The sequence below is a fragment of the uncultured Methanobrevibacter sp. genome (assembly GCF_902788255.1).
Lineage (GTDB): Archaea > Methanobacteriota > Methanobacteria > Methanobacteriales > Methanobacteriaceae > Methanocatella.
Genome location: NZ_CADAJR010000023.1, coordinates 1 through 25,944, shown reverse-complemented (window position 1 = coordinate 25,944; position 25,944 = coordinate 1). Strand labels below are relative to the sequence as shown.

The window sequence follows — 25,944 nt, the reverse complement described above, 5'->3', positions numbered from 1 at the left end:
TTGATGCTTAAAAAAAGAAAATGGGCATGAAGGATTGAACCTTCACACGATTAATATTAAATCCTCTCTTCAATATTCTCCCAGTCAGGATTTCTGGCCGGAAGAACTGTAAATATCAGGCAGGATACAAGAAGTATCACAGCCAAAATGAGTGTAACCATCAGCTGGCCAAATGATCCGTTGGTTATAATATCGCCCAGGCCTCCAATCCATATGATGGCCACCACTATCGGCAGAATAAATCTCACAATTAAAAGCCAACCCTTGCCGAGCTTGATTGTCTTGCTTCGGGCATTGAGAAAACCCATGAGCTTTTCAGCATCAAACATCCATGCAAAGAGAATGCACTCGAAAACGATTCCCAGAAGTACCGCTGTAAAAAAAATTATACATTAATCGAATTTTGTTTAAAAAAGAAAAAAAGTGAAGGATATGGAATCCTTCTATTTGATTTTGGCGAACCTTTTGAGGGTTGCCTTTTTGTAGGTAATTGTGTAGGCTACTGTTTTACCCTTCTTGAGTTTTTTAACCATCTTTTTGGTTACCTTGAACTTTGCAATTCCATTGCCATTGGTTTTGACCTTGTAGTTTTTGCCATTGAACTTGACAGTCAGTGTTGCTTTTTTGTAAAGCTTAGGTCCCTTGTAGGTCACTTTGCTTGTGTATTTTTTGCCCTTCTTGAGCTTTTTGGCAACCTTCTTGGCCAGTTTCAAAGTACCCTTGCCCTTAGCGTTGACCTTGACCTTGTAGGTTTTGCCCTTGAACTTGACAGTGACTGTCTGTTTTTTCATGTCCTTGCCGAAGCTGACCGCAACCTTGTTCTTGCCCTTGTAGGTGAACTTGACACTGCCGGACTGCTTTACCTTATGGCCCTTGACAGTTATTGTAATCAAGGTTGTCTTTTTGGACTTCTTGACTGTTGTTGTCTTTTTATCGGAAATGATCTGCTTTACAGTGACAGTGTTTTTGACAGTCTTGCCAGAATATGTTGCAGTTATTGTGTATTTACCAGGCGCCAGAGACAGTTTGATAGTTGCAATACCTTTGGCATCAGTGTTTGCATAGTAGGTATTGCCCGCAACTGTGAACTTGACTTTTATACCTGAAACAGGTTTTTTATCCACCAGTACACGGACACTGTAGCTTGCAGGTTCAAGATAGAATACATTGACATTCTTGTTGCTGTCAAGAGATACAGGCACAGTTGGAATTACATCATATGATAAATTACCGTATTTGGAGTCGTTGGATATAACTACGGTTACAGGACCGGACGGCATTGATGGAACCTTAATGCTTCCAGTACCATTAACAATATCGACCGGATAAACCACATTGTTTATGATTACGCTCACATTTCCGGTGACATCGCTTGGAACATTTACGGTAACATTACCATCAACGACTATAATCTTCATAGTTGTTAACACCTTTTTGCCAGAAGAGTAGTATGAATCATCATCGTGGCTGACAATTAACCAGCAATCTTGTGAAGCATCCTTCAAAGTGACCTTACCGTCAGCATCGGTGATTGCACTGATATTTACGGACTCACCGTTAACAATACCGGAAATTGTGACGTTCTGACCGGCTTCATTATATGTCATGACAGGCACAATGGTAGCCGAACCAGTGTTTTCAATGCCCTTTGCCCCCCAATAGGTAACGTTTGTGACACTGACATCAGTATTAAATCTGGAAAATATTGCATTTAAAAGATTATCGTTACCAACGAAAGCGATTTCAACATTGTTTCCATTGACTGTTAAAGTAAATGGAGATATAGGATCCATATTTGCCTTGTTGTTCAGGAATGTGGAGTGGGAAATGGACCTTGAGTATTTGGAATCCCTGAGAGCCCAGAAGTAAATTGCAGAACCCGCATCAGCTTTATTGCCTGTGAATTTGGAATTTACCACAGTGGCATTGCCGTCGATGTAAACAGCACCACCGTCACCACTGCCCTCACCATTGCTTGCAATGTTGTTGGTGAAATTGGAATTTTCAATACTACCTGAACCCATATAGAGAGCACCGCCCTCCACTGATGCATGGTTAGCTGTGAAATCACAATCAACTACGTTAACGACCAGGTTAGCACTGACAGCTCCTCCAAAGTCTGCGAAGTTATTTTCAAATTTACAGTTAGTCACATTACCGGAATTTTTAAAGTAAATCGCACCACCTTCTAATGATGCATCATTATCCTTAAATGTAGCATCTCTGACAATTCCCTCAACTGCAGCTATTGCACCACCGTATTTTGTTGCAGAATTGCCAATGAATTCACCGTTAAATATCACATTTTCAAAGGTTTTAAAGAAATTGACCCCTCCACCACTAGGAGAAGTGTTGTTTATGAAATTGCTGTTGAATGTAATGTTTGAAGGACTTTCACGATAGTTTACACCTCCACCGTTCAAAACAGCACTGTTGTTAATGAAATCACAGGTGAAAACACAATTGGTGGAAACATTCTTGAATGTTATTGCCCCACCGTTTCCGTATGTTGGATCAAGTTGACCTAAAGCACTGTTGTTGATGAAACTACCTGAGAAGTTGTTCTTATCGGTTGTGCTGTAGAAAAACATTGCACCTCCGCATGATTTTGCAGTGTTGTTTATAAAGTCACCTTTGATCTTATTGGCATTTGCGTTCTTGGAGAAAAACATTGCTCCACCGTAGCCTGCATAATTGTCCTTGAAAATGCAATCAAAACTATTGTTTTGAACTGAATTATGGAACAATATTGCTCCTCCACATTGTCCTGCATAATTATTATAGAATTGGGATGAAAAATTGTTGTTGGTTAATTGAGCTTCAACATATATAGCACCACCATTTCTAGATGCCCTGTTGGCTGTGAAAATAGAATTTATCATATTTCCTGCGCCATTAAGGAAAATTGCTCCACCTTGATATGCAGAGTTTTTAGTAAAATTACAATTTGTCACATTTCCTGCACCATTAAAGTAAATTGCTCCACCGGAACTTTTCTCACCAATCACCCCATTGTTAGTGAAATTACAATTTGTCACATTACCAGACTTACCAAAGTAAACTGCACCACCATTTTTTGCAGTGTTGTTAATAAAATTACAATTTATAATAGCACCATCATTCATGAAGTAAACTGCACCACCATTCCTAGGAGCAGTGTTGTTAGTAAAATTACAGTTTATAATGGTACCAGAACCCACCATCCTAACAGCACCAGCCCCATCACCAGCTCGGTTATCAGTAAAAGTACAATTTGTCAATTTACCCTCATTTTCGAAGACAACTGCACCAGCAGAAGTCATCATATTACCAATCGCTTTGTTACCGGTGAAATTACACTTTGTCACTTCACCATTTTGTGAGAAGTGAACTGCACTACCATAATAGGCTGCAGTGTTGTTAGTGAAATTACAATTTGTTACTTTACCCTCACCAGTGAATTCAACTGCACCACCCCTACCATATAAACCAGTTACGTTGTTATTAATAAAATTACAATTTAGAATTTCACCTGATCCGCCGAAATAAACTGCTCCACCATCGCCGTCAACGTATCCGTTTATAAATGTGATATTGTTTAAAGCCACAGTGATGCCACTTCCAATATTGAAAATTCTTGACTGGCCCTGTGCGTTTATTGCAAATCCGTTACCGTTGATTGTTAAACTCTTAGATATAAATATTCCTTGAGTCATGGTGTCTGTACCAACGGTATAAGTGTAATTGTGTTCAAGATTGATTACACTATTTTCTGAAGCATCATCAATCAGTTTTTGAAGTTCTCCAAAGTTCCCTGATGATGACAACACATCACCCTCGGATGACTTTAAGCTGACATCGGATTCTGCTGAGTCATCTCTTTCACCCAACGTCACTTTTTCATCACCTGTCTTAAGATTATCCTCAGCGATCCCATCGTTTGAGGACAACACGATTTGATCTGTATCATCACTTGCCATCGCATCATCCATTTCGCCTGCACACACACTTGTCAGGCTAAACAGGAAAATAACAAGCATCAACATGATTATTGATTTTTTAGCCTTCATATAAACACTCCGATATATAAAAACATTATTCTTTTACAATATTCAATTTTAAAGAAAAATAATAGTAATTCAATAAAATTAAATAGGCATACAGTATGATTTCTATCATTCAAAGAATATATACTATGTGCAATGGATTCATGAAAACCCCAAATCTGAATTTAAAAAAAATGGAATGAAGATACACAATTCAAAAACAAGGTAAAATTAGTAAAATTAATACGTCATCAATATATAACTTATATATACTAAGGTGTTATTATGAAGATAAAACATTTAATATTAATCAGTCTGACATTGCTAATCTTATCTGTAGGTGCGGTCAGCGCTGATGATGGACAAAATCAAACATTGGAAACTTCATTTGAGGAAGTTGATGATTCAAATTCCTTAAGTGAATTTGATGGCGATGAATTAGAACAATCTTCTGATTCAGAACTATTAAAAGGAGGGGCTGTAGATGATAAGCATTCTATAGGCGTTGAAGATACTGTAATATATGGTTCTGGCAGAATACAAGTTGATTATGATAGTGCGACATCAGGAGATCTGTTTTTAACTGTGAACGGCAAGGAATATAAAGTGGACAAATTTTATGATGAATGGGGCATGAGTACTCACGGTTTTGCTAAAATAAACAATGATTTGACTATTGGAAACTATACTGCAATCGTTAAATATATGGGCGATAAGGAAATTCCCCAATATTCACAAAACTTCAAATTTGAAATTGTTCCAAAAATATTGGCTCCAGACACCGTTTTTAATGAAAATGGAGAGGTATATCTGAAATTGCCTGAAAATGCGGCTGGCGCATTGTCAATACAAATAGGCAAAATTATTGATGGGCAAGAAAATTGGATCATCAATCAAACCATTTCCTTAAATAAAGGGATTGCATCCTATTCGTTAGGAAACATTGAAGTTGGCAAATACAAACTGAAAGCTAAATATAATGGCAGCGATTATAATGTCAAAGAACTTTCAAGTGATTTGTCTGTAAATCCCGACATTTATGTTCCTTCAAAAATTGTCAGGGGCGATGCCAATGTAATTGTTAAAATCCCTGGTTTTTCAGGCACTATTGTATATATCGTACCATGGGCGGACTTGGGTTATGACGAATTAGATACTGAAGCCAAATTGACTAATGGAATAGCAAGCCTCGATTTAAGAGATGTGACTGATAGAAAATACCCTCTTTCTCTCACTTTATATTCCACTACAGATAATCAGAAGTATGAATATGAGTTTGTTATAGATGTTCAGTATCCTACTATTAAGGCAAGTAATGTGAACGTACGCTACGGCAGTTATTATAAGGTTCAAATAACCGGCATCGATAAGGACCTACTAACCGGAGGCAAGGTTAGATTTAAAATAGGCAAAAAGACTATTGGAACCAGTAAAATTGATAAAAATGGATATGCCCGCATCAAGATTAATCAAAAGCCTGGATCATATAAAATCAGTGCAATATATAAGGGCCACAAGATGACTAAAAAAGTGAATGTAAAGCATATAGTGACTTTAAAAAAGGTGAATGTTAAAAAATCAGCTAAAAGACTTGTTTTAAAGGCCACAGTTAAAAACGGCAAAACCCCACTTGCCAAAAAAAGCGTTACTTTCAGGTTTAACGGCAAAACATTCAAAAAAGTAACCAATAAAAAGGGCATTGCACAAGTTACCATCAAAAAGGCATTGCTTAAAAAACTCATAGTTGGCAAAAGGGTAACCTATCAGGCAGGATATGGAAGAGATATCGTTAAAGTTACTGCAAAAGTTAAAAGATAATTAATTAATTTTAATTATTTTTTATTTTTTTTATGAAAGTTTTTAAAAAAAAAGTTGAAAATGAGTTAAAAGCAGACAAACTGCCAAAAAAAATAGAGTGAGTGGATATTATCCACTAATTAATAAGTCTGATACCAAACAACGGCCTTGTAAGGAGTGTAACCTTTAATAAGCTTGGTGGATATGTGTGCGCTGGTCTTTTTGACGGTTTTAGTTTTTACCTTACCGTTCTTGTTCTTGAAGTAGAATTTGGCCTTTACCAGCTTTGTGTGGTGAGGATCGATGTCTCCGTTATATCCGCTTCCAACATACCAGCATGTGACTCCAGTTCCCTTGTCAAACTGCATGTTCCCATTGTATTCGACATATCCGGCAATTACGTCACCGTTTTTGAGCTTGACCGCCTTTGGAGCCCACAGAACTCCAGGTTTGAAATTGTGTATCTTGACTGTTGTTTTTGATGTCTTGGCCGCACTCACGTCATGTGCTGAAGCGGCGCAAACTATTATCAGTGCCCCAATCAGGATCAAAAAGATTATGAAGTGTTTTTTGTTAAAATGCATTTTATCACTATATATGAATATTGCATTTGAACTATTAAAAACTACCTATGTGACACCCCTTCGATTGAACAATTTTTTCATGTAAAATTTGAATGTGATTTAGGCAAACCTTAACACTTGAAATTAATATTTAGGCAAGTAAAAATAATTATATCTTTAAATAAGAATTAAAACAATAATACTATTGTAACACTCCCGTGTTATACTAAAAAATTTTTAGTTTAAGTTCTAAAGGTCCTGTTGCCTTTAGACTTAACATCTTGTTTTATTGTTTGTTGAAAAACAGGGATTTCCCCATCGTCATTGCCATATCAATTATTGTATTTAGACAGGATTATTTTAAATGATTAATAAAAAAGTATTAAAATAATCAACAACAAAGTTAATTTAGTTAATCTTTAACTTTAAAATGATTATGGAGGTGAGAGTAATGGATATTGATTCAGTAAAATATGGCGTTTTTTCATTCATCATACCGGGACTTGGCCAATACCTGAACAAAGACAATCAAAAGGCAATCAAATTATTCGCAATAGCAGTACTACTCCACATATTCATCTGGTTTTTCATGAACAACCCTCTGGGAAGCGCTGTCAATACCATATATCACTTATATGCAGGATTTGATGCATATAAAAATTATTAAAAAAAAGAATGAGCAAATGAGTTACTCATTTGCCGGATTAATTTTTGTAAGAATCAGTGCAAATACCATTACCAATGCGATTATAATGACATCGACAACGATTTCAAACTGTTTTGCAGTGGAGAACAGCTTAATTATTCCAATAAGCCACATTGCACTGAGCACACATGGAAGCAGATATCTTATTACGAATTTCCATGTCTTACCCACGGAGAATATTGAGTACTCGTTGAGAGCCGGAATAATCTTGTCAACGTTATAGAACCATGCAAAGATTACACACTGAACAGCAATCAAAATCAGTATTCCGAATTCATTGACAAATGAGTCGACTATGCTTACAAGATAACTGCTTATTCCTGTTGTAAGGATTACTGAAAATACACATCCGATAACTGACAGTATTGTTGCGGTTTTGGTTCTTGACCATCCGAGCTTGTTTGATGCTGAGTTCAGCATCGGCTCGAAAAATCCCAAAGCGGAAGTGATTCCCGCAAAGAGAATTGCCAGAAACAGTAACGGAGCAAGAACTCTTCCGATCGGACCCATGATGTTAAATATCATAGGGAAAACGACGAAAACCAAACCTGTACCCTCGGTAATCAGCTGAACCATTGGAGTACCGTGTGTAAATGACATATATCCCAGAATTGAGAATACCCCGAATGCGGTACATATTTCAAAAAGGGAATTGGATGCAATGACTATCAATGCATTGTCAATGAGTCTGGAGTTTTCAGGCAGATAGCTTGCATATGTCAAGGCGATAGCCTGTCCCATACTTAATGAAAATATGATTTGAGCAAATGCGGCAAGCCAGATGTTGACATCTGTCAGTTTTGTCCAGTCCGGAGTCAGGAGAGTGTTGATACCGATGCTCGCACCAGGCAGGGTCAGGGCATAAACGATTATACTGCCCATTATGATAAACAGTGCCGGAATAAGGATTTTTGAAGCCTTACCGATACCTTCATCAACATTCCTGTGAGCAATGAACCAAAGCAGTATCCACAATGCAACAACACCTATTGTTGTTGGAACCAGAAGGAAACTTGCATTGGAAAGGTTGGAACTGCCTCCAACGTTGTTTACAAAGTAGTGCGCAACGTCGGTTCCCCAGCTGAATGTGAAGCTTGAACCCAGATACACAAGGTCCCAACTTAGGATAACCATATAGTAGATTGTGACTACAAAAACAAAAATAACCAACATCCACGCGAAAATTTCAAATTTCGGATTGATTTTTTTAACAATGTTCGAAAAGGAATCCCTGAATGAGAATCCCACACCATATTCTAATATTAAAAACGGAATTCCCATTATAGCTATGGCAATAAGGTAAGGAATGAAAAATGATCCCCCACCATTAGAATAAAGCACATAACTGAAACGCCAAATGTTACCTAAACCTACTGCCGCCCCAATCATTGCAAAAATAAAAGCTATAGGCGAATCCCATTGACCTTGTTTTGACATGGTATTAATTATGTAAAGAATATATAATAAATGTTATAGATATTTAACTACAATGAATGTTTTTGACAAATTTCTAATGGGTGAAACCACAGGCATAAACTGGTGCTTTGAAAACAGGCATTTCATCGACAGGCTGGATGAAAATGGAATATCCAGAGAATATGTTGTTGACTGCCTTATGAACGAAGAACCTGTAAGCTATGAGCATGTGGAAAGAGAAAAGTATGCCGTAGTCTATAAGGCACCTGAAGGCAAGGACTATAGGGAAATAAGGATTCTTATGGCCTGCACAGGCAATTCAATTGATCTTGTAACAGTCATGAGAAACAATGAAACAACCACAAGCCGCCAGAACAGACAGTACCAGTCACAAAAAAAGAAGGATATCGAAAAGAAACGCCTGAAGGCAATATCCAAACGTAAATGGTGATTGCCGAATATATTAACCCTCACCAACCAATATTAAAAAAAGAAATGTTTAGATTTAAAAGAATCAACTTTTAAACCTTTTTGAAATTGAAATTACAGCTTATACCTATTCTGAACAGTACAATACCTAAAGCACCACCATTTTTAGCAGCCTTTGCATCCTTCAGAAGTGTGCTGTGAGGCAGTTTATTGGTATTGGAATCGGAATAGTATGACTGAAGACCTGTCCAGATTTGCGCCCCGTTTGACTGCTTGACAAATGTTTGGGTTACGGACTTAATCCATGAACGGGTCTGATGATAGTTGCCCTTATAAACCATCGGAAGCAGTGCGTCTACGTATTTGCTTAATGTTGGAACGTCCTGACCGTAATAATACTCCATCATGCTAGGCTCGGGCATAAGCGCACCTGAAACTATACAGTTCGGCCTTATCTTATGAATCTGAATTGCAGTCTTCTTGACAAAGTAGTTGATGGATTCAACGGCATTCTTGTGCTTGTGGGCGGTTCCGCCATACCTCATATAGTCAAAGTGTATTCCATCCACACCCTTGATTTTGGCGTATCTTTTGGCTTCAGCGATTTTCTTGTTCATGAATCCATATTTATATGAGCCGTCATCCCTTACGGGACTTACCCATTCTCCCCCACTGTAGCATATCTGCATCCACAGATGAACCTTTATTCCCTGTCTGTGTGCCTTCTTAATGAATGACACAACATAGGATTTGCCGTATGCTGAAATGGCCTCAACATGAAGGAAAAGATGTTTGGTTCCCTTTTTGGCCAGACTCTTAAGGCTTATGCTTTTCATGTGTGCCGGCCAGAGCCAATATCCGTTACCCTTAGCCATTTTGGCCTTGACCTTGATTTTGTATGATCCGCTTGAGGCGGAATATGCGGGAACTCTTTTAAATGAATATTTCACCTTGTGGGTTCCCTTCTTAAGGTTAAGGTATACCTTGGCATTTCCTCTATTGTCAGTTTTGAGCTTATAAGTCTTGCCTGCAACATTCAGCACAACTTCCTGGTTTTTTAGAACCTTTCCGGAGGATGTCATCAGCTTGACATAAAAGAGACATTTTGAACCCTGACGGTAGTTGATGTTCTTGTCGCCGACAACCAGCTTGGTTTTGGTGGGACTTTTAACTGTCACCTTTGATGTCTTCTCAGCGGATGTTGTCGAATTGTCCCCCTCATAGCTGAATTTCGCATAGTATGTTCCCTTCATAAGAAGTACGGATATGCTTCCCTCACCGTTCCTGTTTGTGGTTTTGTCATAAGTGAGGCCATCCAAAAGAATTGTGACATTTTTGGAAGCCAATGGCTTGCCGCCTGAAGTCAGCTTGAATGTTATCTTTATAAATGATGCCTCATAACCGGATACGGCGGATGCTGTGATTTGAGATGTTGTCTTAACATCCCCGCTTTCATTTTCCTTCACAATATCCTCATTCGATTGCTCGGCCAAAGTGTCATCCACTTCAGATGAAAGGTTATCCACTGATTGAAGAGCGGAAATGTCCTCCTTCTCATCAGCAATCAAATCAGTAGAGTTCTCATCGGCTGTGACTGCAGAAATGGAAGCCAGCGCCAATAAGAATATGAATATCAACATTATACGTTTCATGTTAGAGCTCCTTGAAGTTTAAGAAATTGAACAGTCCGAATCTGAATAGGATTACACCTTTTGCTCCGCCTAAAACAGCGGCATCAGCATCTCCCATCAGTTCTGTAGCAGATAGTTTATTCAAACTGGAATCGGATCTGTATGACTGAAGACCTGTCCAGATTTGTGCCTTGCTGGATTGCTTGTCAAATGTTTGGGTAACCCACTTGATCCATGTCCTTCCGGCATTGTAGTTTCCCTTATAGACCATAGGGACAATCGCATCGAAGTATTTGCCCATTGTCCTGATGTCCTGAGCGTAGTATGTCTTCATTGAGGAAGGCTCCGGCATCACAGCTGCAGATACGATCAGTTTTTTATTTACGCTGTGGACTGCATTTGCGGCCTTTTTGACAAATGTGTTGACCGCATTTATAGAGTTTTTATACTGATAAGCATTTCCCGGATATCTGAGATAGTCAAAGTGAACTCCGGTCACACCTTTGATTTTGGCATAGCTTTTGGCCTCCTTGACCTTTGAATTGATCAGTTCATAATCTATTCCGCCATTCCTGACCGGATTCTGCCAGTTGCCCTTTCCATAAAAGACCTGCATCCACAGATGAACCTTTATGCCGTATGATTTTGCCTGCTTGATCCAATTCTCAACTCCGCTTTTACCATACAGTTCAACGGCTTTGAAATTCAGGAAAACATGCTTGAATTCATGCTTCTTAAGAGTATTGAAGTTGACGGCTTTCATATCCTTACCGAAAAGCCACATACCATTGTTGGTAACATGTTTAGGCTTCACTTTTACCGTATAGGTTTTGGATACCTGTTTGTACATGGAAGTTTTGGAAAAGTAGGCCTTAATCTTATAGTTGCCTGTTTTCAATTTGATTTTAAGGCTTGCAATACCATTGGCATTAGTTTTTTTGACATAGGTTTTGCCCTTAAGCTTGAATTTGACATTTGCTGACTTTAAAGGATGGTTTCTCATGTCAAGCAATTTGACCTTGAAATATCCGGCTTTCTTGTTTCTGTATATTACGGAATTTGCCTTGGACATTTTGGTAGGCATTCCATTCAAAACGGTTATTTGAGATGATCCTGATGTCGATTTAATGTTCTTTTCACCGGCATAGGAGAATGTGATTCTATAATTTGCCTTAGGCAGATTGATGCTGAGTTTAGCCTGCCCTTTGCTGTTTGTCTTTTTGTTGTATGTCTTTCCATTGATCTTAAACACGACAACCCTACCGGAAAGTGGAGTGTCACCTGCAGTCAATGTTACGGTATAGATATTGGTCAGGCCCACATATGCAGTGTAGGTCTTGGCGGCTATCTTTGAAGTTGATGATGAGATTACAAAGATTTTGGTTGAACCGCTACTTGCCGAATATCCGTCATCTCCTGAAAATGAGTACTTGAGTGTGTATGTTCCGGGTTCGACATTGATTTTAAGTTTTGCAAATCCGTCATTGTCGGTAACGACTTTTGTATTCTTATTGTTGAACTTGAATGTTATGGTCTTGTTCGCCACAGGTGTTGAATTTGAATCTGTCAGCTGGACAGTGAAATCCTTTCCCTTAACAATATTAGTATCTTCGCTTTTGACTGATGTCTTGACTTTGGTTAGATTATCTTCATTTCCCAGTTTTGATGATTCGTCAGGGAGTTCTTCATTAACATCTTCTACAACAGACTCCTGTGAATCGTAATTTTGAGATACTGCAATATCGGTTTCATTGACTGCACTGACGGAACCTATCATGAAAATTAATGTCACTGCAATTAATAAAATCAATATTTTATTTTTCATCGAAATATTTTCACCTCTCATTGAATGGTTTATCAAAAAACATATATAAATCTTTTTACTTTAAAAATAGCTTTAAAATAGCTTAAATTGATGAAAATAGCTTGAAAACATATAGAAAAAACTATGAAAATAACAAAAATAGTGAAATATGCTACAATAACCTTAAAATGTTTAGATTAAAATGTGATTTTTTAAGAGTTTAACTAATAAATTAAAAATTAATCTGAAAAAAAATAAGAAGCATTTAACTGATTGGAGTTATCCATCAGTTAAATTGAATGTTAATGTTCCGGTACCATCGGAATTGACCTTTAGTTGTTCGCATTGCGGGGAAAGACCGCTTAAAAGAGAAGTTCCGTCTTCCGCTGACATATGCTCCGGCAGGTAGTTTGAAATGTATATAGGATACACTGTGCAGGTACCTGTGTTTTCAACCAGGTCAAGCTTTACAAAGTATGCAGTATGTGTCGCCTCGTTTGACTGGTCAAATATGAAGTTTCCCAAACTGTAGAATATCGGCTTGCCCTTATACATCTCAATTCCCTCGGTAACGTGAGGATGTGAACCTATGACAATGTCCGCACCGTAGTCAATCAGCTCATGGGACATCTTGACCTGATTTTCGTTTGGTGAATTGGAATATTCGTTTCCGTAATGCATGTATGCAATGATGCAGTCTGAATCGTTGTTTTCCGCAATCTGCTTTTGGGCATCCGCTGAGTCATATGCGGAATATCCCGGATTTGACCCGTTGGCATACGGCATCACTTCCTGTGAGTATTCGGCGAAGTTTTCGGAATCCATATAGTTGAGGATTGTAATCTTTCTTCCGTTTACCTCCTTGACAACAGCCTGATGGGCCTCATCTTCAGTGTTTCCGGCACCCATCGGTGTGATTCCGGCATCCTTGAGGTATTTTATGGTATCCTCCATTCCGGTCTGGCCATAGTCAAATGCATGGTTGTTTGCAAGTGCCGCAACGGTATTGTTGTTTGCCTTTGCAAGGGGAACATAGCTCGGATCGCATTTCAGCGGAACATCACCCTTGAGGGCATTGTCCGTATCTGTCGCAGCATTTTCAAAGTTGATTAAAAGCAAATCAACGGCAGAAGTAACGTCACTTACGCCCTTGAACGGTGAGGAGTCCATGCTAAGGACCCCCGGCATGTTACGTGCAAACATCACATCCCCTGTAACGGCTACGGACACGTTTTCCTTAGGTCCGACGTTTACCACCGAACTTGAGGGATTGAAGAATGTTGCCCATGCGGCAACAATCACAAGAAAGACCAGAACAATCAAAAGAATGTTTCTAAGCTTCATTTTCAACAATTGCCTCATCGTCTTCTGAAAAGAGCTGATTCAGCATCCATTCAGAGTCATATTCCATAATGTCATCGTATCCCTGACCAACACCTAAAAACATAATCGGCTTCTGGATTACATAACCGATTGAAAGTGAAGCACCACCCTTACTGTCAGCATCGGCCTTGGTGAGTATTACACCGTCAATGTCAATTGCCTCATTGAACTTACGTGCCTGTTCGGTTGCGTCGTTACCGGTTATTGCATCACCGACGAAAATGACCAAATCAGGTTTGGATACACGCTTGATTTTTTTCATCTCGTCCATAAGGTTTGTGTTGGTCTGCATCCTTCCTGCAGTATCGATTAAAACAAGTTCCTTGCCCTGGGCCTTTGCGTGTTCAACCGCATCGAATGCAACAGCGGCAGGATCTGAACCCTTCTGGTGCTTGATGATTTTAACCCCCACATTGTCTGCGTGATGTGTGACCTGCTCGATTGCCCCTGCACGGAATGTGTCTGAAGCCGCAATTACAGGAGTGTAACCTTTTTTGAGATAGTAGTTGGCGAGTTTTCCGATTGTTGTGGTCTTACCGGTACCGTTGATACCCACAAACATCACAACAAGTGGCTCTCCCTGTGCCTTCTTTTCCTCAAGCATTTCGGTCATTGACTTGCCTTCAATGCTTATGATATCGGAAACCGCATCCCTTAAAGCATAGAATGTGTATTCAGTGATGTCATTGCTTCTTTTGATTTTCTTACCGACAAGGTTTTCCTTGACGCTTTCAACGACCTCGGTTGCAACCTCCATTGCAACATCACCCTGGAGAAGTTCCATTTCAAGTTCAAAGAGAATGTCTTCAACGTGCTTTTCCTGAATGGTCTTTTCCCTTACAAATGAGAATATTCCACCTTTGGCCTCACCGTCAGCGGAAACGTCCTTTTCATCCTTGTCCTTGTTCCTGCTCCAGAAATGAGATTTTTCCTCTTTTTCTTCGGCTTCATCTTCTTGCCCATCATCGGATGATTCATCCTTGTTCCTGCTCCAGAAATGGGACTTTTTCTCCTCTTTAGGTTCATCATCTTCCTCTTCGGATGACTCTTCCTTGTTCCTGCTCCAGAAACGGGATTTCTTCTCCTCCTTAGGTTCGTCTTTCTCTTCGATTTCTTCTAAAACCTCTTCAGCCTCATCCTCTTCAGGAGTTTCTTCTAAAACCTCTTCAGCCTCATCCTCTTCAGGGGTTTCATCCTTGCTTCTGCTCCAGAAACGGGATTTCTTCTCCTCCTTAGGCTCTTCAGCAGGTTCCTCTAAAACCTCTTCGCTTTCTTCAACTTCTTCAGCTTCCGGAAGTAAATTTTCATCCTCTTCCTCTTCAGTCTCCTCTTCCTTTTTCTTACCGAATGAGAAAAATGAAAATCTTGAACCGGATTCCTCCTGAAGGTTGTCTTCTGCTTCTGCTTCTTCTATAAGTTCTTCTTCCAGTTTTTCACTGGTACGTGAGAATTTCTTTTTTAACGATTCAAACAAAATTAATCCCAACCTAAACTGTTAGTTAAAAATCTATATTAATTATAGTTATGTCAGTTATATTATTTAAAAAATAGTCAAAAAACAGACCCGACACACTTATCATATTTTCAGCGAGCTAAAATAAATATTGTTTAAAACTTCTAAAAATACAAATAAAAATCAATAATGCTTTTAAATAAAACATATCTTTATATATGGTCTTTTTAAAATTATTATTTGCTCATGAGTAGTTTATATAAGATTTTTGGAAATCTCTAAAAAATAAAAAAAAGGAGATAGAATCCTATGAAACTAAGTCAAACCTATCATCTCAATGACAAAACTTTGAAATACATGTCCTTTGCACAGTCAAAGCGCCAGCACCAGTATCTGAATCTGCCTGGAGAGTATGATGTCAGACTGCCCCAGGAAATGGTTTTTACAGACATGACTTCAGCCCGTGGAGACGAAATCTACTACAATATTAAACTACCACGGCTTGTAGAAGCCGTGGATTTTTTAGAAATAACTCTAAAAAGTCCACTAGTTTAATAGACTCGGGTCTTTATTGACCTACGTTACCCAAGAATATTATAGGTACCAGGGGATGTTTAATCCCAGTCCCCTTGCTCTACGGTAATTGGTTAAACATGGTTCTGAGATGGTAGGAACAGTGCCAATTTACATTAAACCTTGGGATAACATTGTCGAGGGATAAAAATATAAACTTAGGAATAGGAGGTAAACATTTATGTTTGTTTACGTACTAAACATGCATGGTGAACCGTTAATGCCATGCCGACCAAGAAAAGCAAGAATATTATTGAAAGATAAGAAAGCAAAAGTTGTGAATCGTACACCATTTACCATACAATTACTGCATCGATCTTCAGATTATCGTCAACCGGTTAATCTAGGTGTTGATGCTGGAAGCAAATATATTGGATTGTCTGCAACAACCAGTAAAAAAGAATTATTCAAAGCCACTGTCGAATTAAGACAGGACATTAGTAAATTACTGGAAAGTAGAAGGAGTCAGCGCAGGAATCGCAGGAGCAAGTTACGTTATCGTCCAGCCCGGTTTAATAATCGTAGTAAAAAAGGAAAATTGGCTCCCAGTATTCAGCATAAAATTGAATGTCATTTAACTATGATTAAACGTGTTTGCAGTATACTTCCAGTGGACAACATTATTGTTGAGACTGCTGAATTTGACACATATAAACTAAAAAATCCTGAAATAAATGGTGTTGAGTATCAGCATGGAGATGCTGAAGGTTTCTATAACGTTAAATCCGCTGTTTTAAGCAGAGACAAATATACATGCCAAATATGTGGAAAAAAACATACAAAATTAGAAGTACACCACATCATTTTTAAAAGTCAAGGCGGTTCTAATCGTATGGACAATCTTGTAACATTATGCAGCGATTGTCACAGTAAAATCCATAAAAAACAATTAACCTTTAACAAAAAAGTAAAAACATTTAAACATGCAAGCCACATGAACATCATGAGAAAAAGAATACTGGAATCCCTCAAGAGAGAGTTTAATAATGTTTATGAAACATTTGGTTATTTAACGAAGTATCTTCGAGAGAATTTAGGTATTGTTAAGTCCCATTGCAATGATGCTTTTGTGATTAGTCATAATTTGGAAGCTGAACAATCAGATGTTGAATATTTATTTAAAAAAGTTAGAAGACACAACCGACAGATTCACAAAGCCAAACCCAGTAAAGGAGGACAAAGACGAAAAAACCAATCACCATACATCATCAATGGATTTAGAAGATACGACAAAGTAATGTATAAAAGTATAGAATGTTTTATTACAGGAAAACGTAGCAGCGGGTATTTTCAGCTGAAAAGTTTCAATGGAACTGTAATCAGCCAAGGAGTAAGTAGTAAGAAGTTAAAATTATTAGAACCTATAAAAGGTTGGTTAATAGATTGGAGGATAGCAATTCCATCCTCGACCTAAAGAGGTCGAGGTATCCTTGCCAAAATAAGATGAAGATTTGCTCATAGACCTTGAGGAGGAAAGCGAATATATTAGCCCTAAAACTCTTGAAAAGTTTTCAAAATATGCAATATTTCTTTGTTACTGGTATCTCAAAAGGAAACTATACCTAGCAGTAATCTGTCACAAAAATCCTAAAAAAGAAAGTGAATGCTTTGAATATGCACCTTCACTCTACATCAAAGTCCATTATATCTACTTTGAAGAGGACTCCCTGTGGGAAAAATATGAAAACATTATTAATAAGGTTGAACATAATGAAACATTAACAGACACCGAAGCATTGGACATTGCATTCACCAGCAAATTCATATCAAAAAAAGATGCTCCGGAAGTTATTGAAAAACTGTGTGAAGCTTTTAGAGATGCCCAAATTGAAGACAAAGGTTTAAGGCTTGATGTAAAAGTCATTTTAGGTGGAATGATTTTAAAACATGTGCAAAATCAAAGCAAACAGAAAAGATTAATGGAGGTAATTGGAATGAGAGAGATTAAAAATGAATTGGATGAACTTCTGTATGAAGAATACGGAGACAAACTCGACGCAAAAGACAAAGAAATCAACAACCTCAAAAAATCCAACGAAAAATACAAAAAATCAAACCAAGAATACAAAAAATCCAACGAAAAATACAAAAGATCAAACCAAGAATACAAAAAATCCAACGAAAAATACAAAAAACAAATCGAAAAACTAAACGAACTAGACGACCTAAACACACCAGAAGCACGAAAAATACTCAGTTCATTAAAATTACTTTGAGATGTTAAAAAACATCTCAATATATAGCAAATAATCCAAATAGAGATGATTTGAATGATAAAATTTGAAAATGAATTTGAAAAATTCGCATATGAATATTATAAAGACGAAATCATTGGAATAGACAAAATAATAGAAATCAAACACCATGAAAGAGCAATCAGAAAAACACAAACTCGCAATCAAAAATCTTGAAATAGAACTCATTAACCAAAAAACCGAATATCTCAAAAAATCAAACCAAGAATATAAAAAACAAATCGAAAAACTAAACGAACTAGACGACCTAAACACACCAGAAGCACGAAAAATACTTGATGAATTAATTTTAATGGTCGAAAATCAATATAATATTTAAAAAATAGTTTAATAAAAAAATAATTAGTAATATTAACCCATTTGGGTCATATTACCTTGTGCTGCGGCAGCAATCTGTTCAGCCTGAGCCTGAAGATTACCGACCATGTCAGTTACCTGCTGTAAGTTTGCAAGCATTTTGTCACGGCTGTCGATTAATTCCTCTTTTTGCCCAGATAAGATTTCACGAGCGCCTTCAGCATCTTTCTTAACAGCGATTCCAGCACCGATACTTACGATAATCTCATCAGTACTTTTGAGTTCCCCTTTAACAAAGGAACCTGCACCAACAGGTACGAATGCCTCTACTGAATCCTTACCTTCAATATCGTCCAGGGTTGAAAACAGAGCCTCAACCTCAGCGATGGAAGCCTGAATCAATTCAATTTGCTGTTGGATTAATTCAGCCTGCTGTCTGTATACATTGATTTCATTAACAAGATTGTTTAATCTTTGTTGATCTTCCATGTTAATCCCTCAATGCACTTAAATAATTTCTTTTACGATTGGGTCTTCTACATCTTCAGGAGCAATTTCCTCAATTGAATCGATTGAAATTTGGTTCCTGTTAATAGCATGTTTACTACCAAAGTTAGCATAGATTTTTTCTTCTATGTCGCTTTCGTTAACAGCTTTGTATTCTTTGGTAAAATCATGATATTCATCACCCATTACAAAAGTACCTTTAACTCTGTAAATTTTTGTTATCATATAAAATCCCTCATGATTAATTAATTAAAAGTCATCATCCAAAAAGCCTAACGCTTCTTCAACTCTAGCCATTTCAGGACCAGTACTATCCTTATCCACGATTGCACCATTTGAGTTTCCGAGTATGCAAGCGCCGACAAGTGGAATGCCTCTTCCTACAGTACCAATGTCTCCTTCAACACCAAATACTTCACGAGCAAAGTTAACTTCTGAGGTCAGTGCGTTCTTGCTCATCAGAAATCCCCTGTTTGTGACCTTGATTAGAGAACCGATAATGTCACTTCCAACGATATGTGATGTTTTTACATCCACATCAAGGGTTTCCTCGAGAACCTGAATCGCTTCTTCGGATATGAATGGTGAAGCTATCGCACCATTGTCGTTTGCAGCCACGATGTTACCTACGGCAGTGTATTGGCCAGGCATGGTAGCTACGTTCAATCCAATATCCTCAAACTGTTTAACTTCCCTATCTAAAACATGTGGGGAAACAACAATACCGTTTGAATTAGCTACAGCTAAAGATCCTATAAGGCTTGATCCTGAAATAGAAGATTTTACAACTTCAACTTCTAATGTTTCCTTGATAATTTCTGCTCTTTCATCTAAAAGATTATAAGGAACAATAGCCAGATTGTCGGTTGCAAGACAAAATACCCCTATATTCGGATTTCCTACAATGTCCATTCTTTTCAACATATTGTTACCTCACATTTAAAGCGGTGCTTATTCTGCTAAAGTAGCTTTTACAACACCATCATCATCTTTAACTGCTTTTACAGTGATTTTTGAAGGTATTTTTTGAATACCTCTTTCCCAAATAGCATGATTAATAGATTCGTCAATTTTAACATCACTAGCTTTCATGTGTTTGGTTAAGAAAATTTTAATCTCCCTAATTGCTCTAGGAGCTCTGATAGTCCTTTTGACTTCTTTTACATTTCTAAGTGGAATTGTGTAAACTCTTTCCATAGTACCCCTCTTTATAATTTAAGACTGTTTCTTCTCCAATGTCTAGGTTTAGGTCTGTATCTAAGTTTACGGTTAGTTTTAGCATAAGCCCAGATTGGAATTCTCCTATTTTGTTTGTTTGCTTTTGCCATTCTTAATTTTTTAGCTAAAGGTTTATTTCTACTCATTTTTTCACCTGTAATAATAATTATTTTTTATATCCGATAACACGAGTTTGATAATGTTCTGGGAAAATGTCCAATGAGTTTCCTCCCATCTCATCAATCATTGTCCTTATTTCAACCTCAAAGTCTGAACTGTTGTCCCTGTTTGACTTTTCCTTTGAAATCTCAAAGAGATTTTCGGTTATGAGCCTTACTGACTTGTGACCGAAACTGTCAAGGTTTATGTATTGAACGCTCTTGCGGTCTTCAAGGCTTTTTATCTGATTGATGGATAACTTAGGAGTTCTGTCATCCCTTCTTGTCCCATCGGCAATAATATCATGGTCTTCAGCAAGTTTTTCAACAGTTTGGGCATGAATGTATTTTATTCCGTCGTTTGGAAATCCGTCCTCCATGATCTGCTCACAGGTTCTTTTGAGGATATCTCTATCCATCTCAAGGACGTTGTGTTCAAAACCCAGGGATTTTGCGGACTTTCCTGCTGGAATATAGGAATCATAAACGCCGAAATTTGCGGTGTACAATTCAACATCAAGACCTAGCCTTTTAAGCATCACTGCCACAAAGGATGAGTCCTTGCCTCCACTATATAAAACAGCTGCCTTCATGGGATATTATTTCCTTGTAATCTTAATTTCTCTTTTCTGACCTGCAATCTGTCTTAAAAGGACTTTCAATTGCTCGTCAGTTACCTTACCCCTTAGACTGCCAGCCTGTGCTGACTGTATGAGTTGAAGTTCGATCTGGTTGACCATTTCTGGCTTGGTCAGTTTAAGATTTGACAATCTTTGACGAGCTTCAGGAGTCATAATCTGGCCTAAGATTTGTTTTTTCTGAGCTTCGAATTGTGCTTGAGCCTCTTGCTGTTGAGCCTGTGCTATGGCCTGTTGTTGTGCCTGGTTTTGCGCAGCAGCCTGTTGGGCCTGCAATTCAGCCATTCTTTTTTGACGAATTTCATCTAAATCGCTCATATCAAACTCTCCCAAATAAATCTAATTAGTATTTTTCAAGTTCAGGAATATCTTTAATGATTTCTCCAGAAATTTTATCTAAAAAGGATCTTCCTTGAGGACTTACAACTCTTCCGCCTTCTACTTTTTCCACATATCCTGCGTCTTCAAGTTGGTGGAGTGCGGTTCTGATTATGGATCCGCTACCTCTCATGAATTTTTCAGGGCGTACCCCACGGTCTTTTTTACCACCGTAGAAAGTTCTTAAACTTGAAACACCGACAGGTCCGTCAATGTAAACTCTTCTGATGATTGAAGCAGCTCTTACGAACCACCAATCTGGGTTTTCTGGTTTTCTTTCTTTGTGAACACCAGTTCTAACAAAATTGGACCATGCAGGAGATTCTATTTTATCGTTTGCTTTAAATTCTTCTGCGACTTTTTCAATTAATAAATCTGCAGGTACATCATATACAGTAGTCATATTAATTCTCCAATATTAATTTTATTGTAGCTTAATCCACTGTAAATTTAAGACCTAAAAAAATAGGGCCTGTAACTCTAAATTTATAATGTTTAAGGCTTTTTCTTGTAAATTACAGCAACGTGGCCTCTGACATCCACGAGTTTAGCTCGGGTCTTTGAGACGATTTCGTCGATGTAAGTATCTTTATCGCGAGCGATATTTTTTGCAAATTTAAGTTTAACGATTTCATTGGCTTTAAGCTGACGTTTGATTTCTTCAATGACATTATCGTTAACGCCTGACTTACCAATGTTAATTGTCATCGCATTAAGAGCTCTATTCATTAATTCTTTTTTGTTTTGAATCATATTTGGCTCTCCTTTTTAACTTCTTTTCCCTGTGATAGGGAATTTTCATTACATGACCACATTCACCACAAAAAATGTTAACTTCTGAGTTAACTAGCCGGACGGTGCAATTGTGACCAGGCTTGAGAAAGGACTTGCAGCTCTTGCAATACCTCCGGGACCATTCAGCTGGCACTTTGGTATTGTATTTGGTGGACAGCTTCAATGCCATTTCGACATAGCGATTTGACCTTTCAGGATGGGTGATGAATTCCATCTCAGCACGGTTGAAAAGAATGTTCATTCTTTCAATCGCTATTTCAATCATCCACTTTGGTCTGTTTCCTCTACTCAAAAATATCCTCCTTTAAAATGTAGGATATAATATTCAAAATTGAATTAAAATGATTTGCGCAAATTAAAACAAAAACCATAGTTAAAATAACCTTAGGTTAATATGAATATTAAGAATAAATATGTTTATTACCATTTATAAAGGTTGTGAATTTTGGTGGTTTTTCATATAAAATAAAATTTTCAAAGGAAAATGAATGGGTTAGGAAAACCCATAACTAATCCCATCCGACATTACCCAACTGGCGAAGTTTCTTTAAAGTGTCATCACCTTCAGGATTGTCCCTTACAGCACTTTTTTCAAGTTTTTCAACATCAACACTGGAAACATCTTCAACTTTCATCAGGTAATCATATAGAATACTGTTTACAAGTTTTTCAGGGCTGCAATTAAGATGTTTACTTCTATTTTTAATTCCATTAATAATTTCATCTGATATGGTTATTTCCTGCATATTATCAGCTCTCTTTTGATTGTTTAATCCTTCTCGGATGAATTTCAAAGCCAATTCAGATACATCGAATTGCTTTCAAGAGCAAAATCCTCCAAATCCTTCAATAGCTCATCATCAATATCAAAACTCATTCGAGCGATGCTATACCCCACACAAGTTATGATATGTTTATACCATTATAAAGATTTAACGATTGTGCTTGCCCCATACACTTAAACCGGCCGGTGAAAGCTAACCCATTATCTGTAGTGAATTTCATATATAGTTTTTTGAAGTGTGCAAAAACACGAATGTGCATTTGTGAAATCATTAATTATGAATACAATATTGACCTATTCAAGTTAAATTAAGGCAAACTGGCAAAAATAGAAATAATTACATCAATTTCCAAAATGGATTTTTTCAATTTACAAATCAGCAATTAAGGATTTTCAACAAGCCATTGCATAAAGTCAACACTGCCGACAGGATAGTCCCCACCGTTTTGGATGATATCCTCTATCACTCCGACAGCCCCATCAATATCCAAATCGCTTACATCAATCTCATATGTCTCATCAGGATATTTTTCAAATGATTCGGCAGAACAAACCCCAAGGGCTTCCGCCTCAAGGTTTTCACGGATTTTTGACTCGGAATAATCTCTTGCCTTAAGCCTTTCGGCTAAAATCTCAGGCCTCACCCTCAAAACGATCACCTTATCGGCGCCGTCGAGAAGGTGTGATACATGACCCTCAAAAATAAGCAAATCATCTGATTTTTCAATAAGGCCATCCACATAATCGGACAGCTTCTCGATGTCGATTATCTCATAGCCCTTATCCTCATCGACACCCATGATGAAACCGTGACTTCTTGCAAGGTCATTGATTTTAACAACACGTCCGTTCAATTTGCTTGCAATTGTGGTCTTGCCCGTACACGGAGTGCCTGTAATAAAAACAGCAGTCATTTTTTCAAAATCACCCTCAAGACATCCTCATCCTCAAGGACATGGTCAGGTCCTACCTTCTGGCCCGGAAACTTGACGGATGTACCCCATACCTTCGCATGACGGAAGTTCTTGACAAATTCCCTGTGGAGCTTGCCGCATGCGTCGATGACTGTAGAGCCCTTCTTGATGACCAGAGGATCCTCCATATCCGCCTTTCTTCCCTGCGGTTTAAGGTAAACTCTCACCAAATCGAGGTTGTCGAATATCAAATCCTTGAGCTCATCGATGTTGGTGTTCTTGTCTGCGGAAATCGGAATGAAATCCGGAATGTACTTTTTAAGCTCCTTGATATAAGCGTCATCCACCAGGTCCACCTTGTTGAGCAGAATAAGCATCGGAACGTATGACTTGTTCCTGTCCAAGACATCAATGAACTGGTCCATTGTAACGTCATCACGGAAAAGCACATCTGCATTGATGTAGCCGTATTCGTTGAGAATTGACCTTATGGTCTTCTCGTCAAGGTGTGTGAGCTTGCAGGTGCTTGATACCTTTACCCCACCGAGCTTTTTCCTTTTGACTGTAACGTCCGGAGGCTGCTCGTTAGGCCTTATGCCGATATTTCTCAACTCCTCAAGAATGACCTTCAGGTGCTGAGGGTTCAATGTGTCCAAAACGACAAGTATCAAATCGGCGGTTCTTGCAACTGAAAGAATCTCCTTACCTCTTCCCTTACCTGAGCTTGCACCGGTGATGATTCCGGGAATGTCAAAAACCTGAATCTTGGCATTCTTGTGCTCCATCACACCCGGAACGATGTCCAGTGTGGTGAACTGATAGGCGCCGACCTTACTTTCGGCATTTGTAATGTTATTCAGTAATGTTGATTTACCCACAGACGGAAAACCGACCAGAACCACAGTAGCATCTCCACTCTTTTTTACATGGAATCCCTGTCCTTTGGATCCCCCGCTACTGCGCTGCAATGATTCTTCTTTTAATTTGGATAATTTGGCCTTTAATTTTCCAATATGGTGGGAAGTAGCCTTGTTATAAGGTGTCTTTTGAATTTCTTCCTCAATATCCTTAATCTTTTCTTCAATACCCATATAGTATGAACTCCAAAAAATTAGTTTATGTTAATTATATTATTTTTATTATATAAAAAACTTATACCACGGCCCTTTCAAAAGCCTGTGTGATTTCTAATTTTAATGTATGAAAAATTAGTCTTAAAAAAAGAGAAGAAAATAAGGAATAAAAATCCTTATTTAAATTATTCCAAGTTTTACAGCAGTCTTTTCATCAACCTTACCGGTCACCTTAAGTCCTTTGTCCTTTTGGAACTCCTTGACGGATCTTTCAGTGCAGCTTTGGAACTTACCGTCAACCTTAAGGTAGTGTCCTTTGTATGAGAGGTAGTATCCGTGGTCTTTTAGGGCCTGTTGGATTTCCTTAACAGTGGATTTGTCCTTGCTTCCTTTGGAAACTGTCTTGAAGGTGACAATAACTTTAATGTTGGCTTTATTGGATACCTTGTTGTAGTATTTGTTTCCTTTGTAGGTTATTGTTGCCTTGAAGGTTCCTTTCTTGTTGAGATTTTTGATTTTGAAGACTGATTTACCTTTACTGTTGGTTGTTGCCTTATAGGTCTTGCCCTTGACTTTCAGGGCGACTTTAGCCTTCTTGATTGCCTTACCAGTATTGTCCTTTAAGATTATAGTGTACTTTTTGGTTTTTGTAGTTGTCTTAAAGGTCTTTTTTTTGGCAGTCAGTTTAGGAGTTGCCTTCTTGACAGTGACTTTAACATCCTTGGTTGATTTAGCATAATTGATTATTGCCGTTGAATGTTACCTTAGCAGTGTAAACATTAGGAGCTAAACCCTTGGTTGACACCTTAACCTGACCGTTACTGTCAGTAGTGTATGTTTTAGCACCGTTCAAGTCAACGATTAATTTAGCGCCACTAACTGGATTTCCGTTGCTGTCTTTCAATGTGATAATCAAATCCTTGTTGATGTTGTAGGTTGTAGTTATTGCATTACCTGACAGTTCTGTTTTAATCTTGTTTACAGTTATTGTAGCATTGTTAACAGTTACATTATCCAATCCGACATATGTTGCATTGACTTTATATTCACCGTAAGCGTCAAATGTATGTACTGCCCACCAGATACCGTTAGCACCATAAGTTGCATTAATCTGAGTTCCGTTTGGTAATATAAATAGTAATTTACC

General features: G+C 37.9%; 31 protein-coding genes and 1 pseudogene. 9 read left to right on the top strand and 23 right to left on the bottom strand.

Annotated features, from left to right (window positions below; translation table 11 throughout):
- Window positions 1-56 precede the first annotated feature (56 nt).
- Window positions 57-308, bottom strand: a complete 252-nt coding sequence (locus QZV03_RS07230) for a hypothetical protein (RefSeq protein WP_296875360.1) — start codon at window positions 306-308, stop codon at window positions 57-59.
- Window positions 309-443: 135 nt separating this feature from the next.
- Window positions 444-4,049 (bottom strand): right-handed parallel beta-helix repeat-containing protein, encoded by a 3,606-nt coding sequence (locus tag QZV03_RS07225; RefSeq protein WP_296875358.1) that lies wholly within the window; start codon window positions 4,047-4,049, stop codon window positions 444-446.
- 261 nt (window positions 4,050-4,310) lie between these two features.
- Here QZV03_RS07225 and QZV03_RS07220 point away from each other — a divergent pair, with 261 nt between their 5' ends.
- On the top strand, window positions 4,311-5,843 hold the full coding sequence (locus QZV03_RS07220) for a hypothetical protein (protein WP_296875356.1): 1,533 nt from the start codon (window positions 4,311-4,313) through the stop codon (window positions 5,841-5,843).
- Between the two features lie 119 nt (window positions 5,844-5,962).
- On the opposite strand, the gene QZV03_RS07215 is transcribed toward QZV03_RS07220, so the two are convergent.
- The gene (locus tag QZV03_RS07215) at window positions 5,963-6,406 is read right to left on the bottom strand and encodes a hypothetical protein (RefSeq protein ID WP_296875354.1); all 444 of its coding nucleotides are present in this window, start codon (window positions 6,404-6,406) and stop codon (window positions 5,963-5,965) included.
- A 430-nt stretch (window positions 6,407-6,836) separates the two neighbouring features.
- Between QZV03_RS07215 and QZV03_RS07210 the strand changes: the two genes are divergently transcribed.
- Entirely contained in the window at window positions 6,837-7,052 is a 216-nt protein-coding gene (locus QZV03_RS07210) for a hypothetical protein (protein ID WP_296875351.1), read from the top strand.
- A gap of 21 nt (window positions 7,053-7,073) precedes the next feature.
- Here QZV03_RS07210 and QZV03_RS07205 read toward each other — a convergent pair whose 3' ends face one another.
- Window positions 7,074-8,528, bottom strand: a complete 1,455-nt coding sequence (locus tag QZV03_RS07205) for a sodium-dependent transporter (RefSeq protein WP_296875349.1) — start codon at window positions 8,526-8,528, stop codon at window positions 7,074-7,076.
- 52 nt (window positions 8,529-8,580) lie between these two features.
- Between QZV03_RS07205 and QZV03_RS07200 the strand changes: the two genes are divergently transcribed.
- Window positions 8,581-8,958: a hypothetical protein gene (locus QZV03_RS07200; RefSeq protein ID WP_296875348.1), complete on the top strand. Its 378-nt coding sequence runs from the start codon at window positions 8,581-8,583 to the stop codon at window positions 8,956-8,958.
- 70 nt (window positions 8,959-9,028) lie between these two features.
- Here the strand turns inward: QZV03_RS07200 and QZV03_RS07195 are convergent, their stop codons facing one another.
- Together QZV03_RS07195 and QZV03_RS07190 are read right to left on the bottom strand one after the other, a co-directional pair.
- Window positions 9,029-10,588, bottom strand: coding sequence for a putative glycoside hydrolase (locus QZV03_RS07195; protein WP_296875346.1), 1,560 nt, complete (start codon window positions 10,586-10,588; stop codon window positions 9,029-9,031).
- A gap of 1 nt (window position 10,589) precedes the next feature.
- Window positions 10,590-12,392 carry an Ig-like domain repeat protein gene (locus tag QZV03_RS07190; RefSeq protein WP_296875344.1) on the bottom strand — a complete coding sequence of 601 codons (1,803 nt, stop codon included), beginning with the start codon at window positions 12,390-12,392 and terminating at the stop codon, window positions 10,590-10,592.
- 394 nt (window positions 12,393-12,786) lie between these two features.
- Between QZV03_RS07190 and QZV03_RS11285 the strand changes: the two genes are divergently transcribed.
- Entirely contained in the window at window positions 12,787-12,903 is a 117-nt protein-coding gene (locus QZV03_RS11285) for a hypothetical protein (protein WP_394350681.1), read from the top strand.
- Here the strand turns inward: QZV03_RS11285 and QZV03_RS07185 are convergent.
- Both QZV03_RS07185 and ftsY read right to left on the bottom strand, forming a co-directional pair.
- Window positions 12,885-13,715 (bottom strand): annotated as a pseudogene (locus QZV03_RS07185) (CapA family protein); the annotation flags it as partial. The gene QZV03_RS11285 and the pseudogene QZV03_RS07185 overlap by 19 nt on opposite strands.
- On the bottom strand, window positions 13,705-15,228 hold the full coding sequence (gene ftsY / locus QZV03_RS07180) for a signal recognition particle-docking protein FtsY (RefSeq protein WP_296875340.1): 1,524 nt from the start codon (window positions 15,226-15,228) through the stop codon (window positions 13,705-13,707). The gene ftsY and the pseudogene QZV03_RS07185, both read right to left, overlap by 11 nt.
- 288 nt (window positions 15,229-15,516) lie before the next feature.
- Between ftsY and QZV03_RS07175 the strand changes: the two genes are divergently transcribed.
- The 4 genes from QZV03_RS07175 to QZV03_RS07160 all read left to right on the top strand — a co-directional run bounded on the left by QZV03_RS07175 (window position 15,517) and on the right by QZV03_RS07160 (window position 18,191).
- The gene (locus QZV03_RS07175) at window positions 15,517-15,762 is read left to right on the top strand and encodes a hypothetical protein (RefSeq protein WP_296875338.1); all 246 of its coding nucleotides are present in this window, start codon (window positions 15,517-15,519) and stop codon (window positions 15,760-15,762) included.
- Between the two features lie 199 nt (window positions 15,763-15,961).
- The gene (gene iscB, locus QZV03_RS07170) at window positions 15,962-17,194 is read left to right on the top strand and encodes an RNA-guided endonuclease IscB (protein ID WP_296875335.1); all 1,233 of its coding nucleotides are present in this window, start codon (window positions 15,962-15,964) and stop codon (window positions 17,192-17,194) included.
- A 37-nt stretch (window positions 17,195-17,231) separates the two neighbouring features.
- Entirely contained in the window at window positions 17,232-17,996 is a 765-nt protein-coding gene (locus QZV03_RS07165) for a hypothetical protein (protein ID WP_296875333.1), read from the top strand.
- 54 nt (window positions 17,997-18,050) lie between these two features.
- Window positions 18,051-18,191: a hypothetical protein gene (locus QZV03_RS07160; protein WP_296875332.1), complete on the top strand. Its 141-nt coding sequence runs from the start codon at window positions 18,051-18,053 to the stop codon at window positions 18,189-18,191.
- A 195-nt stretch (window positions 18,192-18,386) separates the two neighbouring features.
- On the opposite strand, the gene pfdA is transcribed toward QZV03_RS07160, so the two are convergent.
- The 14 genes from pfdA to QZV03_RS11280 form a co-directional block, all read right to left on the bottom strand.
- Window positions 18,387-18,821 carry a prefoldin subunit alpha gene (gene pfdA, locus QZV03_RS07155; protein WP_296875330.1) on the bottom strand — a complete coding sequence of 145 codons (435 nt, stop codon included), beginning with the start codon at window positions 18,819-18,821 and terminating at the stop codon, window positions 18,387-18,389.
- Between the two features lie 18 nt (window positions 18,822-18,839).
- On the bottom strand, window positions 18,840-19,064 hold the full coding sequence (rpl18a, locus tag QZV03_RS07150) for a 50S ribosomal protein L18Ae (protein WP_296875328.1): 225 nt from the start codon (window positions 19,062-19,064) through the stop codon (window positions 18,840-18,842).
- 24 nt (window positions 19,065-19,088) lie between these two features.
- A complete protein-coding gene (locus QZV03_RS07145) occupies window positions 19,089-19,763 on the bottom strand; it encodes a translation initiation factor IF-6 (RefSeq protein ID WP_296875327.1) in 675 nt (224 codons plus the stop codon).
- 27 nt (window positions 19,764-19,790) lie between these two features.
- Window positions 19,791-20,036 (bottom strand): 50S ribosomal protein L31e, encoded by a 246-nt coding sequence (locus QZV03_RS07140; RefSeq protein WP_292601775.1) that lies wholly within the window; start codon window positions 20,034-20,036, stop codon window positions 19,791-19,793.
- 11 nt (window positions 20,037-20,047) lie between these two features.
- Window positions 20,048-20,203 carry a 50S ribosomal protein L39e gene (locus tag QZV03_RS07135; protein ID WP_004032463.1) on the bottom strand — a complete coding sequence of 52 codons (156 nt, stop codon included), beginning with the start codon at window positions 20,201-20,203 and terminating at the stop codon, window positions 20,048-20,050.
- Window positions 20,204-20,223: 20 nt separating this feature from the next.
- Complete coding sequence (locus QZV03_RS07130; protein ID WP_296875325.1) at window positions 20,224-20,808, bottom strand: asparagine synthase-related protein; 585 nt, start codon at window positions 20,806-20,808, stop codon at window positions 20,224-20,226.
- A 6-nt stretch (window positions 20,809-20,814) separates the two neighbouring features.
- Entirely contained in the window at window positions 20,815-21,171 is a 357-nt protein-coding gene (locus QZV03_RS07125; protein ID WP_296875323.1) for a DNA-binding protein, read from the bottom strand.
- A gap of 25 nt (window positions 21,172-21,196) precedes the next feature.
- Window positions 21,197-21,634: a 30S ribosomal protein S19e gene (locus tag QZV03_RS07120; protein ID WP_296875321.1), complete on the bottom strand. Its 438-nt coding sequence runs from the start codon at window positions 21,632-21,634 to the stop codon at window positions 21,197-21,199.
- Between the two features lie 92 nt (window positions 21,635-21,726).
- A complete protein-coding gene (locus tag QZV03_RS07115) occupies window positions 21,727-21,984 on the bottom strand; it encodes a YhbY family RNA-binding protein (RefSeq protein WP_296875319.1) in 258 nt (85 codons plus the stop codon).
- Entirely contained in the window at window positions 21,953-22,318 is a 366-nt protein-coding gene (locus tag QZV03_RS07110) for a ribonuclease P protein component 4 (RefSeq protein WP_296875317.1), read from the bottom strand. Before QZV03_RS07110 ends, QZV03_RS07115 begins: the two co-directional genes overlap by 32 nt.
- Before the next feature lie 217 nt (window positions 22,319-22,535).
- A complete protein-coding gene (locus QZV03_RS07105) occupies window positions 22,536-22,772 on the bottom strand; it encodes a hypothetical protein (protein WP_296875315.1) in 237 nt (78 codons plus the stop codon).
- A 421-nt stretch (window positions 22,773-23,193) separates the two neighbouring features.
- On the bottom strand, window positions 23,194-23,724 hold the full coding sequence (locus tag QZV03_RS07100; RefSeq protein ID WP_296875313.1) for an adenylate kinase family protein: 531 nt from the start codon (window positions 23,722-23,724) through the stop codon (window positions 23,194-23,196).
- Window positions 23,721-24,815, bottom strand: a complete 1,095-nt coding sequence (locus QZV03_RS07095) for a GTP-binding protein (RefSeq protein ID WP_296875311.1) — start codon at window positions 24,813-24,815, stop codon at window positions 23,721-23,723. Before QZV03_RS07095 ends, QZV03_RS07100 begins: the two co-directional genes overlap by 4 nt.
- Window positions 24,816-24,977: 162 nt before the next feature.
- Window positions 24,978-25,157: a peptidoglycan-binding protein gene (locus QZV03_RS11280; protein ID WP_394350680.1), complete on the bottom strand. Its 180-nt coding sequence runs from the start codon at window positions 25,155-25,157 to the stop codon at window positions 24,978-24,980.
- On the opposite strand from QZV03_RS11280, the gene QZV03_RS07085 reads away from it, so the two are divergent.
- On the top strand, window positions 25,152-25,325 hold the full coding sequence (locus QZV03_RS07085; RefSeq protein ID WP_296875307.1) for a hypothetical protein: 174 nt from the start codon (window positions 25,152-25,154) through the stop codon (window positions 25,323-25,325). The two genes, QZV03_RS11280 and QZV03_RS07085, sit on opposite strands and share 6 nt — an antisense overlap.
- Before the next feature lie 202 nt (window positions 25,326-25,527).
- On the opposite strand, the gene QZV03_RS07080 is transcribed toward QZV03_RS07085, so the two are convergent.
- A partial coding sequence (locus tag QZV03_RS07080; RefSeq protein WP_296875306.1) for a hypothetical protein occupies window positions 25,528-25,944 on the bottom strand: 417 nt, incomplete at its 5' end.